We start from the raw sequence: 13,026 nt of genomic DNA on the forward strand, positions 1-13,026 counted from the left end.
GTGTCCGGGCGTCGGAGGTCCGAGTGTCGGAGGTCCGAAGGGCGGACGTCCGGGCGTCTGCTGTCCGGGGTGAGCTGAGCAACCTGTCCCCCATGGTGACGGGACCGCGGCCGGCGGGAACCGGTGGCGGCTGGGTCCGGTCAACACTTCTGTGGTTCCCGGGGCGGGCGCAATCGTGGACCACCACGAGCCGCACCACGAGAGCAACGGGTAAGCAACCACAAGGTGCGAACATCACTGCAGGTCAACGGGGGTTCGATGGTCGTGCGGGAGGCGTGTCGTGAGCCTCGCCACAACGGCCGTACGACGTCGTGCGGAACCGAGCCCGGCAGACGGACCGCGTCTGCGGGGCGTACCGACTGGCAGGAGACAGGGATGAGCGGACCCTTGCGGGAACGCGGCGACGCGCACGCGCTGCTCGTGGCCGAGGTCGAGCGGGCCCGGGCCGGCGCGGGCCGGCTGGTCCTGCTGCGCGGGGCCACCGGCACCGGCCGCTCCGCGCTGCTGGAGGCCGCGGTGGCGCATGCGGCGGGGCGTGGGCTGCGGGTGCTGCGGGCCCGCTGCTCGCCCGGGGACACCGCCGTCCCGTTCTCCTGCGTCCTCCATCTCCTGGGCCCCGTACCGGAGTTCGCGGACGAGGAGGTGGGGCCCGGGGAGGACGACCGGGGGAGCGCGGCGCGGCTGTGGCGGCTGCTGCGGTCGTACGCGGCCGAGGGCCCGGTGATGGTGGCGGTGGACGACGTCGACCTCGCCGACGACGCCTCGCGCCGCTGGCTGATGGAGGCGGCGCGGCGCGTCGACCGATTACCGCTGCTGCTCGTGGCCACCGAGCGCAGCCAGTACGACATCGATCCCCCGCCGACAGGTATCACGCACGCCCTCACCCCCTCCCTGGTCCGTACCCACACCCTCGCCCCGCTCTCCGACGGTATGTCGGCGGAGCTGGTCCGTGCTGCCTTCCCGCAGGCCTCGCCGCGGTGGACGGCGGACTGCGTCGACGCCGCCGCGGGCAGTCCGCTGCTGCTGCACGCGCTCCTCGACGACCTCGCGGGCGCCCCCTCGTCCACCTCCGTGCCGCACACCTGCGCCGCGCTGTACCCCGGTTCCTACCCGGCTGCCGTGTCCTGGTGGCTGGAGAGCGCCGGGGAGGCGACGGCCGAGGTGGCCCGCACCCTGGCGGCCCTGGAACAGACGGAGGACGACGCAGCGGCCCACCGGGAGCGTGCCGATTCCCGCCTCCCGTCACCGGACGGCTCCGCGAAGCCCCGCCCCGCCGCCGACCCGAGCGGACGGGGCTGGCCTGCCGAGCCTCGTTCGGCCGTTGACCTGAGCGGACCGGGGTGGCCTGCCGAGCCTCGTTCGGCCGTTGACCTGAGCGGACCGGGGTGGCCTGCCGAGCCTCGTTCGGCCGCCGACCCGAGCCGCCCGGGGTGGCCTGCCGAGCATGGGCTGACCGCTGACCTGAGCGGACCGGCATGGCCGACCGAGCCCCGCCCGGCCGCCGACCTGAGCGGACCGGGCTGGCCTGCCGAGCATGGGCTGACCGCTGACCCGAGTCGGTCGGGGTGGCCCTCGGGATCTCGTCCGGCGGCTGATCCGAGTCGGTCGGGCCAGCCCGCCGTGCACGGTCCGACCGCCGCCGATCCGAGCCGGCCGGGCCGGCCCGCCGTGCACGGTCCGACCGGTGAGCCGGGCCGGACGGGACGGCCGGCCGCGTATGGTCCCACCGGTGAACCGGGACGGACGGGATGGTCTTCCGAGGGCGGGCCGACCGCTGATCCGGGTCGGCCGGGGTGGTCCGCCGGGGCGCGGCCGGGTGCCGGTCTGCGGGTTCCGGGGGACGGGTTCGGAGGGGGTGGCGGTGATCCGCGTTCGGGCTCGCTGCGCCAGGAGACCGCCGCGCTGCTCGCCGATGTCTGTGCCGCCGATCCCGCGCGGGTCTCCGGCTGGCTCACCGCGATGACCCGGCTGGGCCTGCTGCGGCCGGGCGCCGACGGGCGTCCCCGGTACGCGCACCCCCTGCTGCGGGACGCCGTCCTCGCCGGCTGGCCCGCGGGGCGCCGGCAGGACGCGCACCGCGCGATCGCCCAGGCCATGCTGCGCCGCGGCGACGGCGTGGAGAGCGTGGCCCGGCAACTGCTGGACAGCGCGCGGGTCGGTGAGCCCTGGGCGCTGCGCGTGCTGCGCGACGCGGTCACGATCGCCGTCCGCGCCGGCCGCACGGACGACGCCGTCGGCTATCTGCGCCGCGCCCTCGCCGAGCCGCTCCCCGACGACCTGCGGCAGCGGCTGCTGACCGAACTGGGCTCCCTGGAGTACGCCTCCGCGGACGCACCGGTCGGCATCCCCCGGCTGGTCGAGGCCCTGGACCTGCCGGCCGAGCCCCGTGACCGGGTCCGTACGGCGGTCGCGCTGGGCACGGCGCTCGCGGGCCGGGGGGAGGTCCGTACGGCGGTGGAGGTGCTGCGCCGCACCGAGGCGCTGCTCCCCGGTCACCCCGAGCTCACCCGCACCCTGCAGACCGCGTCCGCGCTCCTCTCCGACCAGGACCAGACGGTCCGCCAGGACGCCTACCGCTGGCTGGCCGAGACCGCGGAACGCTCCCCGGAGCTGGTCGGCGCCTCCGGCCAGGCCCTCCTGGTGCGGTACGCGGCGACCGCCGGGGACATCGGGGCGCGCGAGGCGATGCGCCGGGTGCGCACCCTGCTGGAGGAGCCCGCCGACCCGCTCGCCGAGCCCTTCCTGCTGGGCACGGCGGCGGCGGTGGCCCAGTGGGCCGACGAACTCGACGAGGCGCAACGCCTGGTGGAACGCGGCCTGGCCTCCCAGCGGCCCTCCCTGCTCCACCCCATGGAGCAGGCGCTGCTGGACACCCGCTGCGACATCGCGGCGGCCCGCGGCGACTACCGCACCGTCCTCGCCGGTCATCCGCAGACGGCCCGCGGCCGCCGCCGCGGCATTCCCGGCAACGCGGACGCGCACGCCCTGACGGCGCTGGTGGAGACGGGTCGTACGGCCGAGGCGCGCGCCCTCGCGGACACCTTCGACCTGCGGGACGCCCCCGACTCCTGGGAACTCAACCGCTTCCTCTACGCGCGGGGCGTCCTCCGCTTCACCGAGAACGATGTCGCGGGCGCCCTGCACGACTTCCTGGAGTGCGGCCGCCGGCAGTCCGCCCGCGCCGTCCTCAGCCCGGTCGTCACGCCGTGGCGTACGGCGGCCGCGGAGTGCCGGCTCGCCCTGGGCAACCCCCGGGAGGCGCTGGCCCTCGCGGAGGAGGAACTCCGGCTGGCCCGGCTGTGGAACACCCCGCGCACGGTGGGGCGGGCGTTGCGCGTGCTCAGCCGGGCGACCCGGGGGCGGCGCGGTCTGGAACTCGGCGACGAGGCGGTCGCCGTCCTGCGGGACTCGCCCGCCGAGGCCGAACTGATCGCCTCCCTGCTCGCCCAGGGCTTCCAGCTCAACGACTCCGGCGAACGCGCCCGGGGCCGCGACCATCTCCGCGAGGCCGCCGAACGCGCCGAACGTCTGGGCAGCGCCCGGCTCCTGGCCCACGCCAACCAGGCCCTGCGCACGGCGGGCGCCCGCCGTACCACCCCGGCGCACACCGGCTCCGGCTCTCTCACGGGCAGCGAGCGCCGTATCGCCGAACTCGCGGTGCAGGGCCGTACCAACATGGAGATAGCCGCGCTCCTGCACGTGGCCCGCCGTACCGTGGAGACCCATCTCACCAGCGCCTACCGCAAGTTGGGCATCCGCAGGAGAGGTGAACTGCGGGCGGCGCTGGAGCGGTGACCGCACGACCGAACACGGACCTGGAGTGGACGACGTGGACGACGTGGACGACGTGGACACAGTGGTGGAGTGGGTGGACGCCCGTGAGCGGCTGCCGCGGTCCGGGACGCCGGTGGCGGCCGCGACGACGGGCCGCTACCCGGACGGGGAGGAGTTCTGGCTGGTGCTGCCCATGTACTTCACCACCCTCCACCTAGCCGAGGACGGCACCGAGCACCACGACTGCTTCGTCGACTCCGACCGGGTCGTCCGCCTCCCCCGGGGCGGCCGCCCCTGCGCCGAGCCCGTCACCCACTGGGCGGCCCTGCCGACGCTGCCGGGCACGGCCGTGCACCAGGTCCTGGGGGACGCCGTGGGACCCGCCCTGCGGCAGGCGGACGCCCGGGACTAGGAGGCGTCGGCGGCCGGGTCCAGGAGCACCGGGGCGCCGGCGAGGACTCCGCCGTCGAGGACGAACTCGCTGCCCGTGGCGAAGGTGGCCTCGGTGATGATGAACAGGACCGTGCGGGCGACCTCCTCGGGCGTGCCGAAGCGGGGGATGGGCTGACCCGCGACGAACCGGTCGTCGAAGCCCGCCGTCATCGCCGTACGGATGGCGCCGGGATGGACGGAGCAGACGCGGACGCCGTCCCCGGCCAGTTCCAGCGCGGCCGTCTTGGTCAGTCCGCGCACGCCCCATTTGCTCGCCACGTACGCGCCGACGCCGGCGTATCCGGTCAGCCCCGCCAGGGAGGACATGTTCACGATCACCCCGCCGCCGGCCCGGCGCAGCGAGGGCGCCGCCGTGCGCATGCCGAGCCAGGTGCCCTGGAGGTTGACGTCGAGGACCCGGCGGAACTGCAGCAGGCTCTCCTCCTCCAGGGTGCCCCATCCGGCGATCCCCGCGTTGTTCACCAGCACCGACACCGGTCCCGCGTGCTGCTCGGCCTTGGACACCGCCTTCTGCCAGCCCCGCTCGTCGCTGACGTCGAGGTGGAGGAAGCGGGCCGGGGCGCCGAGTTCCTCCGCGAGGGCGGTGCCCTCGGAGTCGAGGATGTCGGCGATCATCACCGCGGCCCCCTCGGCCGCGAGGAGGCGTACCACCGCGGCGCCGATCCCCCGCGCCCCACCGGTGACGATCGCCACCCGCTCGTCGAGTCGACCCATCGTGACCTCCGTGACCTCCTGAGACGACGACCACCAGGCCCAGCATCGGCCGCGAAGGGGCGGGACCGCAGTTCCGGCTGACCCGGACGGGGCACGGGGCCGTTGCCGGGGGGCTCAGGTGCGGGCGGTGACCAGCAGGGCGAACGCGGCGATGATGACGGCGACGCGGACGTAGTGGTAGCGGTCCCAGCGCCTCATCTGCTCCTTCCAGTCGGCGGGCCGGTTCTCGGGGGTCCACGTCTTGCCCCGGTTGTTGATCGGGACGAGCAGCAGGATCGACATGATCACGCTGAGGATCAGCAGCGCGGCGGCGACGACGACGAGGCCGGCGCCGTCGTGGTGCCATCCGGCGACGGCCCAGACCGCGGCGAGGACCAGCGAGCCGATGTACCAGAACGGCATCACGGCGCCGAGCATCCGGCCCCCGTGGGCGCGGCCGAGCTGGCCGCTGTCCTCGGGCAGGGCGTCGAAGATCGGGTTGATGACGAACGCGACGGCGAACTCCACCCCCACCATCAGGCCGACGACCACGGTGGTGACGATCTCAAGTGCGGTGAGCATGATGGTCCTCCCGTTTTCTAGCGGTGCTAGGTGATGAGGCAACGCTAGACCTGCTGTCGCTCGATTGTCTAGCGGTGCTAGAATCGGGGGCATGTCGGTACAGGAACGCAAGGAGCGCGAGCGGGCGGGCCGCGAGCGTCTCATCGTGGCGACGGCCCGCGAACTCGCCGAGCAGCAGGGCTGGGACGCGGTCACCACGCGCCGGCTCGCCGAGCGCATCGAGTACAGCCAGCCCGTCCTCTACAGCCACTTCCGGGGCAAGCGCGAGATCATCGGCGCCGTCGCCCTCGAAGGCGCCACCGAGATGGCCGCGGCACTGCGGGCCGCGACCTCCGCCGCGGACGGCCCGCGCGCCCGGGTCACCGCCCTCGCCCGCGCCTACCTCGACTTCGCCGAGCGCAACCCGGCGGTCTACGACGCGATGTTCCAGCTCGACGGCGGCCTGGCGTTCGCGCGGGAGGACACCCCGGAGCCCCTGAAGGACGCCTTCGCCGCCCTGCTGGAGACCCTCGGGGAGGTGGCCGGGGAGGGCGTCCACCCGGGAGTGTTCACCGAGGTGTTCTGGGCGGCCCTGCACGGGCTGGCGACCCTCACCCGGGCGGGACGGCAGCCGCCCGCGCACGCCGAGCGGAGGGTGGCGCTGCTGGTGGACCGGCTCGCCGTCCTCTGACCGGAGGGTTCCTCGCCTACGTCGGCCGGCGCGTCACGCGGTGGCGGAGGTACACGACTCCCGAGCCGAAGGTGCGGGTCTCGGCGAGTTCGAGGTCCACGCGGCGCTCGTGGCGGGGGAAGAACGGGATGCCGCCGCCGACCAGTACCGGGTAGACGATGGTCCGGTACTCGTCGATCAGGCCCGCCTCGGCCGCCTCGGCGGCGAGCGTCGCGCCGCCGATGGCGATGTCGCCCGGCTCCGGCTCGGCCCGCAACCGTTCGATCTCCTCGATCAGGCCGCCGGAGGCCAGGCGGGCATGGCCCTGCACCGAGGAGAGCGTGGTCGAGAAGACCACCTTGGGGAGCGGATTCCAGAGGGCGGCCCACTCGAGTTCGGAGTCGTCGAGTGCGCGGTCCTGGTCGGCGGTCTCCCAGTACAGCATCGTCTCGTACAGCCGTCGTCCCAGCAGGTGGACGCCGACCTCTCGGATCTCGTCGATCCAGAAGCGGAAGACGTCCTTATCGGGTTCCGACCAGTTGAAGCTGCCGTCCGGCCCGACGATGTAGCCGTCGAGTGAGACGTTCATCGAATAGGTCACGCTGCGCATCGGATGTCCTCCTCGGTGCGGGGTTCGACAGTAGGACCGCCGGACGCCGCAGGACTCATCGCGGCTCGCGGGATCCCGAGCGGAGGGCCTCCTCGATCAGGTCGGCCGCCGCTCCCGCCCCGCCCGCCGCGGCGAGTGCGGTGCGCAGGGAGTGGAGGCCCTCGCGGATCTCCGCCGACCCGGTCACCTCCGTCACCGCCGCGCGCAGCGCCTCCGGTGTCACCTGTTCGCGCGGGAGGTGGACACCCAGACGGAGATCCTCGATCTGGGCCGTGTTCACGCGCTGTTCCGCCATCTGGGGGACCGCGACCATCGGGACGCCGTGGGCCACCGCCTCCATCGTGCCGCCCATGCCGGCGTGCGTGATGAAGGCCTCCGCGTGGGAGAGGACCGACAGCTGGGGGACGTGGGCGTGGATCTCGATGTTCGAGGGGACCGGGCCGAGGTCGGACGCGTCGACCTCGAAGCCCACCGGCATCACCACATGGTGCTCGGTGTCCGCGAACGCCTCGACGCAGGCGCGGTAGAAGTCGGGGCGGCGGGTGAACTGGGAGCCCAGGGAGATCAGCAGGACCCGGGCGCCGGGGCGCGGGGGCTGCCAGGTGCCCTGGTGGGAGCGGTCGCCGAGCAGGGGGCCGGTGTAGGCGACGCGGCCGGCCGTGACCGTGTCCGGGCGGCGCTGGAAGGCGCGCGGGAGGGCGGCGATCGCGTACGCGGGGGACGCGAACGCGTGGAGGCGGGCGGGGTCCAGGCCCCGGGAGGTGAAGGCGGCGGCGAGGTCCGGGAAGCCGGGGAGGGCGGGGATCTCGGGGATGCCGTCGAAGAGTTCCGGGATGACACCGTCGTAGGAGAGGTGGGTGGGGGAGAAGAGGACCGTCGGGAGCTGCCACTGGGCGCCGAGGACCAGGCCCGCGAAGCCGTAGACGTCGTAGAGGATCAGGTCGGGACGGTCGGCGGAGTAGGCGCGGGTGAGGGCGGGGAGGGCGCCCAGGGAGACGTGGACGGCGCGGGCGAAGCCCTCGGAGAGACGCTCGGGGGGCTGCGAACCGTCTCCCGCGTCGACCGGGTAGAGGACGGGTTCCGCGCCGGCCGCCTTCACATGGTGGACGAAGTGCTCGCTGATCGCGTACGTCACCCGATGGCCCCGGCGGACCAGCTCCTCGACGACCGCGAGGGTCGGGTTGACGTGCCCGAGCATCGGCAGGTTGACGACGGCGATGTGAGCGGGGCGGGTTCCGGGCACGGGCGTGGTCCTGTCCTGTCGGCGGGCGGTGCGCGGTTCTGCCCAACGAACCCGCGCCGCCGTCCGTGACCCCTCCCCCGTGCAGGATCATCCGATCGGGGAGCGGGGGTGGTGGGAGGTTGACGGCGTGACCGGGGGTGGCGTCGGTCCGTTGGGGTACCACGACCCGACTTCCACGACAGGAGCAGCCCCATGCCCCGATCGATGCCTCTGCCCTTCATGGAGGAGGGCATGGCCCGCTGGCCGTTCGGCCCGCCCAACGCCGGGGTCTGTCTGGACTTCACCGGCACCGCGCCGACGACGGCCGAGCTGCGGGCGCTCGTCGCCGAGCGGTGGGCCGGCCTGCCCCGGCTGGGCTGGCGTCTGCTTCCCGGGCCGCGTCGGCACTGCTGGGTGACGGGGGACGGCGGTGACCCCGGCGGGCAGGTGGCCCGGGAGGACGTCACCCTGCGGGAGGCGGTGGCGGACTGGTTCCACACGCCCTTCGCGGAGGGGCGGCCGCCGTGGAAGCTGCACGTCCTGCGCGGGGCGGCCGACGGGGAGTTCGCGCTGCTGTTCCGGATGCACCACAGCCTGCTCGACGGGCGCTCCCTCACCACCCTGCTGCGGGCCCTCCTCGACGGTGCCCCGCCGGTGGACGCCCCCGCCGCCCGTGCCGAGCCGCGCACCCATCGGCGTACGGCCGTCGGCGGGCCGGGGTTGCTGACGGCGGGGCTGGCGGTGCCGCTGCCGGGCAAGGGCGAGCGGCGGCCCGCGTTCACCGTGGTGCGGCTGTCCGCCGAGCTGCTGCGCGGGGCGCGCGGGGCGGTGCCGGGGCGGGGGGCCACCACCAACGAGGTGTTCCTGGCGGCCGCCTCGGGGGTGCTGCGGTCCTGTCTGCTCGGGTCCGCGGGGGTCCCGGACCCGGCCGGGCGGGTCTGGCTGTCGGTGCCCGTCGACCAACGGCCGCCCGGACACGGGGACTTCCTCGGCAACGCCTTCGGCAATGTGCGGGTGCCCGCGCCGGTGGGCCTGGCCGATCCGGCGGCCCGGCTCGCCGCCTGCGCCGGGCTGCTGACGACCGTGGTCCGTCCACGCCGTACGGCGGAACGGCTGCTCGAAGGGGTCGCCGGGGCGTTCCCCGGGGCGGGGCAGGCGCTGGCCCGGGGCCGGCTCTTCGCACCCGAGTACGCCCCCGCGGCCTGCTCCTACGTCCATCTGCGCGAGTGCGGCCGCACCCTCGCCGGGCGGCCCCTGCGGCGGGTCACCGCCGTCCCCATGGTGCCCCCGGACGACACGGTCACCTTCACCCTCGGCGGCTGCGCCCGCGGCCACACCGTCGGTGTCGCCACCAACTCGGGCGCCGAGGACGCGGAACTCCTCGCGGAGTCGTTCCTCCACGAGCTGGGGCTGCTGGGGCGGAGGTGATGTGGCCGCAGGCCGGCGACTGCGTCAAGGTCAAGGACCCCAAGGGTTCCTCTTGCTACCTTCCTTGCCCATGAGCGACAGCGTGTACGTCGGCAACGCGTCGTCCAGCACGGAGTCGGTGGCTTCGTCGGCCGACTACGTGGACGTCCGCTGACCGTTCCGCACCGTTTCGGGCCCCGGCTCCACAGCCGGGGCCCGACGCGTTGTCCGGGGGCGTCCCGTGCGGGACGGCGGTGGCCGCCGTCGGGTGGGATCAGCTGCCGCCGGCTTCCCGCGCCACGCGCTCGAGCCTGCGCCGGTGGCTTTCCCACCCCTGCTGATCCTGCGGGGGCAGGTTGTCGTTGCCCCGCAGGAACCCGACACTCCCGTCGATGAGCTCGCGCACGATGTCGGCGTGCCCGGCGTGCCGCTGCACGTCGGAGATCACGTGCACCAGGACGCGGTGCAGGGTCACCTCCCGCCCGTCCTCCCCCCACCACGGGACCTGACCGGTCGCGTCCAGGCCCAGCGCCGCGATCGTGGCGTCGGAGTGTTCCCACACCCGGTGGTACAGCCCGACGATCTCCTCGATCGACTCGTCCGCGGTGGCCCACATGTCCGCGTTGGGTTCCGCGTCCTCCCCGCACCACGGGGGCGGGGGCTCCTTGCCGAAGAACGGCCGCCCGAACACGTCGCCGAAGTAGGCCAGTTCCACCCCGGCGACATGCTTGACCAGCCCCAGCAGGTTCGTCCCGGTGGGGGTGAGCGGGCGTCGGACGTCGTACTCCGGGAGCCCGTCGAGTTTCCACAGCAGGGTGTCCCGCGCGCCCTGGAGGTACCGCTGAAGGTCCGCTTTCATGGTCGGTTCGGTCATGCGTGCAGTCTTCCTCAAGGAATCTCCGCAGAACTCCTGTTGCACTCCTGTCCGATGAACGTCGACGACATCGTCGGAGAGACGTCGGACCACGCCACCGCGACGCCCGGTCCGGTCAGCTGAGGCAGACCAGCCCCAGCAGACAGACCTCCGACGGCGAGGTCGACGCCGACGTGTCCGTGTCGTCCGTCGTGGGGGATGTCGTGGTGGATGTCGTGGGGGACGTCGACGACTGCTGGTCGGTCGTGCCGGTCGTGCCGGTGGGGGTGGTGACCGTGCCGTCGTAGGACGAGGTGGTGGTCTGCCGCGGGGCCGTGGCCGACGGTGCCGTCGTGTCGGTCTCCGGGGACGCGGCGGCGTCCGGGCGGATGTCCATGGGCGCGTCCTGCCCGTGTGCCCGGCCGGTGGACCGCGACGGGGCGGTGGCGGAGGACGGGGACCGGTGCGTGTCGGAGCCGGTCGTCGTCGGGCGGGTGTACTCCGACGCCGGTTCCTCCCGGCCCGGGCCGGCGGGGTTCTCCGGTGCCGACGCCGCCTGGGCCCGTTCGCCGCCCTGCCGGTCCAGTGCGACGGCGCTCAGCCCGCCGCCGACCAGGGCGACGGCCGTGGCGACGACGGCGCGACGCTGGTTCTTCTTCCAGCGGGCCAGCTGCCGCCGCCGCGCCGCCCGCCCCAGCGGCGCGGACTGCGCGGGCACCACGGGGGCCACGGGCGCCACAGGCGGCACGGCCGGCACGCTTTCGGGGGTGGGTGACGGGGCGGCGGGCCGGGCCGCCACGGTGCGACCGCCCGAGGTGACCGGAGCTATGTCCGGGGCGTAGGCGCCGCATCCGGGGCACACCAGGGCGCCGTTGAGATGCCGGCGGCACGTGGAGCAGTAGTCCATTGCGGTCTTCCTGGGGCGGGGGGTCCGTGGCGGGCAACGCTAACGACCCGGGTGAGGGACTGTGTGCAGTCTGTGTGAGGCTCCTGCGCGAATCCCTTTGAGGGATCTCCATGCGTGCATGTACATGAACGGAAATCAGGTATGCGTCCGTACATCTCTCTTGACGTGTCCAGGCTAGCCCCCTAACTTCCGGGAGAAAGCGCTTTCCAGTTCGGCCGACCCGCACTCGTCCCGTTCCTGGAGATGAACCCATGCAGCTGAGATCCGTCATCGCGTGCACCGGCCTGCTGGCGGGCGCGCTCGTCGCGCTCGCCGGCCCCACCCCGGCCCAGGCCGCGACCGTCCGCTACGAGGCCGAGACCTCCCCGGCGGTCTGCACCGGCACCATCGACTCCGACTGGACCGGCTACTCCGGCAGCGGATTCTGCAACGGCACCAACTCCACCGGCGGATACGCCCAGTTCACCGTGAACGCGGCCACCGCCGGCACGGCCACCCTGAACGTCCGCTTCGCCAACGGCACCACCACCGCCCGCCCGGCCTCCCTCGTCGTCAACGGTACGACCGTGCAGACGCCGTCCTTCGAGGCCACCGGCGCCTGGTCCACCTGGGTCACCAAGACGCTCACCGTGACCCTCGCCGCGGGCAGCAACACCATCCGTCTCAACCCCACCACCGCGGACGGCCTGCCCAACGTCGACTACGTCGAGGCGACGACGACCGACAGCACCACACCCCCCGCCACCGGCGCGATCTACGTCTCGCCCAGCGGCACCGACAGCGCGGCCGGCACCTCCTCCGCGCCGACCACCCTCACCTCGGCGATCAGCCGGGTCACCGCGGGCGGCACGATCTACCTGCGCGGAGGGACGTACGCCTACTCCTCCACGGTGACCATCCCGCAGACGAACAACGGGACGTCGGCCGCCCGGACCACCCTGTCCGCCTACCCCGGCGAGACCCCGGTGCTCAACTTCTCGGCGCAGAGCGAGAGTTCCTCCAACCGCGGGCTCCAGCTCTTCGGCTCGTACTGGAAGGTGTACGGCGTCGTCGTCGAACGCGCCGGTGACAACGGCATCTACGTCGGCGGCAGCCACAACGTCATCGAGCGCACGGTCACCCGCTACAACCGCGACACCGGGCTCCAGCTCGGCCGGATCGCCTCCTCGACCGCCAGCGCCGACTGGCCCTCGGACAACCTGATCCTGAGCGCCGAGTCGCACGACAACGCGGACTCCGACGGCGAGGACGCCGACGGCTTCGCCGCGAAGCTCACCACCGGCACCGGGAACGTCTTCCGGTACGCCGTCTCCCACAACAACATCGACGACGGCTGGGACCTCTACACCAAGACGGACACGGGCGCGATCGGGCCGGTGACCATCGAGGACTCCCTGTCCTACAACAACGGCACCCTCTCCGACGGGACCGTGAACGCCAACGGCGACCGCAACGGCTACAAGCTCGGCGGCGACGACATCGCCGTCAACCACGTCGTCCGGCGCAGCATCGCCTACCACAACGGCAAGCACGGCTTCACGTACAACAGCAACCCGGGCTCCATGGCGGTGTCGAACAACCTCAGCATCGACAACGCCCAGCGCAACTACTCCTGGGACGCCGGTACGTCGGTCTTCCGCTCCAACACCTCCTGCCGCTACAACGTCAGCGGCTCCAACGACAAGACCGTCGGCGACGCCGACAGCACCAACCAGTTCTGGACCGGAACGAACGGCTCCCGCTGCGCCTCCTCCTACGGCGGCGCCCTGGCCTGGTCCTTCGCCTCGGACGGCAAGCTGGTCGTGACCCTGGGCGGCACCCAGGTCACCCTGTAGCCGCCCCGGACGACGGGAGGACCCGGGCCGGAGATCCGGCC

At 73.5% G+C, this 13,026-nt stretch carries 11 protein-coding genes; 5 read left to right on the forward strand and 6 right to left on the reverse strand.

Features of this window, described 5'->3' with window-relative positions; all coding sequences use genetic code 11:
• The first annotated feature begins 375 nt into the window (after window positions 1–375).
• Both ACYQ8Q_RS24420 and ACYQ8Q_RS24425 read left to right on the forward strand, forming a co-directional pair.
• Complete coding sequence (locus ACYQ8Q_RS24420; RefSeq protein WP_460067858.1) at window positions 376–3,795, forward strand: helix-turn-helix transcriptional regulator; 3,420 nt, start codon at window positions 376–378, stop codon at window positions 3,793–3,795.
• Between the two features lie 43 nt (window positions 3,796–3,838).
• Entirely contained in the window at window positions 3,839–4,186 is a 348-nt protein-coding gene (locus ACYQ8Q_RS24425; protein ID WP_460073469.1) for an AQJ64_40280 family protein, read from the forward strand.
• Here the strand turns inward: ACYQ8Q_RS24425 and ACYQ8Q_RS24430 are convergent.
• Together ACYQ8Q_RS24430 and ACYQ8Q_RS24435 are read right to left on the reverse strand one after the other, a co-directional pair.
• Window positions 4,183–4,941, reverse strand: a complete 759-nt coding sequence (locus ACYQ8Q_RS24430) for an SDR family NAD(P)-dependent oxidoreductase (RefSeq protein ID WP_460067859.1) — start codon at window positions 4,939–4,941, stop codon at window positions 4,183–4,185. The two genes, ACYQ8Q_RS24425 and ACYQ8Q_RS24430, sit on opposite strands and share 4 nt — an antisense overlap.
• A 114-nt stretch (window positions 4,942–5,055) precedes the next feature.
• The gene (locus ACYQ8Q_RS24435) at window positions 5,056–5,502 is read right to left on the reverse strand and encodes an anthrone oxygenase family protein (RefSeq protein ID WP_460067860.1); all 447 of its coding nucleotides are present in this window, start codon (window positions 5,500–5,502) and stop codon (window positions 5,056–5,058) included.
• 91 nt (window positions 5,503–5,593) lie between these two features.
• Between ACYQ8Q_RS24435 and ACYQ8Q_RS24440 the strand changes: the two genes are divergently transcribed.
• A complete protein-coding gene (locus ACYQ8Q_RS24440) occupies window positions 5,594–6,172 on the forward strand; it encodes a TetR/AcrR family transcriptional regulator (RefSeq protein WP_460067861.1) in 579 nt (192 codons plus the stop codon).
• A 16-nt stretch (window positions 6,173–6,188) separates the two neighbouring features.
• Here ACYQ8Q_RS24440 and ACYQ8Q_RS24445 read toward each other — a convergent pair whose 3' ends face one another.
• Together ACYQ8Q_RS24445 and ACYQ8Q_RS24450 are read right to left on the reverse strand one after the other, a co-directional pair.
• Window positions 6,189–6,761: a dihydrofolate reductase family protein gene (locus ACYQ8Q_RS24445; RefSeq protein WP_460067862.1), complete on the reverse strand. Its 573-nt coding sequence runs from the start codon at window positions 6,759–6,761 to the stop codon at window positions 6,189–6,191.
• 55 nt (window positions 6,762–6,816) lie between these two features.
• On the reverse strand, window positions 6,817–8,004 hold the full coding sequence (locus ACYQ8Q_RS24450; protein ID WP_460067863.1) for a macrolide family glycosyltransferase: 1,188 nt from the start codon (window positions 8,002–8,004) through the stop codon (window positions 6,817–6,819).
• 192 nt (window positions 8,005–8,196) lie between these two features.
• Here ACYQ8Q_RS24450 and ACYQ8Q_RS24455 point away from each other — a divergent pair, with 192 nt between their 5' ends.
• Window positions 8,197–9,411 carry a wax ester/triacylglycerol synthase domain-containing protein gene (locus ACYQ8Q_RS24455; protein ID WP_460067864.1) on the forward strand — a complete coding sequence of 405 codons (1,215 nt, stop codon included), beginning with the start codon at window positions 8,197–8,199 and terminating at the stop codon, window positions 9,409–9,411.
• 253 nt (window positions 9,412–9,664) lie between these two features.
• On the opposite strand, the gene ACYQ8Q_RS24460 is transcribed toward ACYQ8Q_RS24455, so the two are convergent.
• A complete protein-coding gene (locus tag ACYQ8Q_RS24460) occupies window positions 9,665–10,264 on the reverse strand; it encodes a DinB family protein (RefSeq protein ID WP_460067865.1) in 600 nt (199 codons plus the stop codon).
• Window positions 10,265–10,379: 115 nt separating this feature from the next.
• Window positions 10,380–11,150, reverse strand: a complete 771-nt coding sequence (locus ACYQ8Q_RS24465; RefSeq protein ID WP_460067866.1) for an SCO2400 family protein — start codon at window positions 11,148–11,150, stop codon at window positions 10,380–10,382.
• A 251-nt stretch (window positions 11,151–11,401) separates the two neighbouring features.
• Between ACYQ8Q_RS24465 and ACYQ8Q_RS24470 the strand changes: the two genes are divergently transcribed.
• The gene (locus ACYQ8Q_RS24470; RefSeq protein WP_460067867.1) at window positions 11,402–12,985 is read left to right on the forward strand and encodes a carbohydrate-binding protein; all 1,584 of its coding nucleotides are present in this window, start codon (window positions 11,402–11,404) and stop codon (window positions 12,983–12,985) included.
• Window positions 12,986–13,026 lie beyond the last annotated feature (41 nt).

The organism is Streptomyces sp. YKOK-I1 (assembly GCF_054660435.1).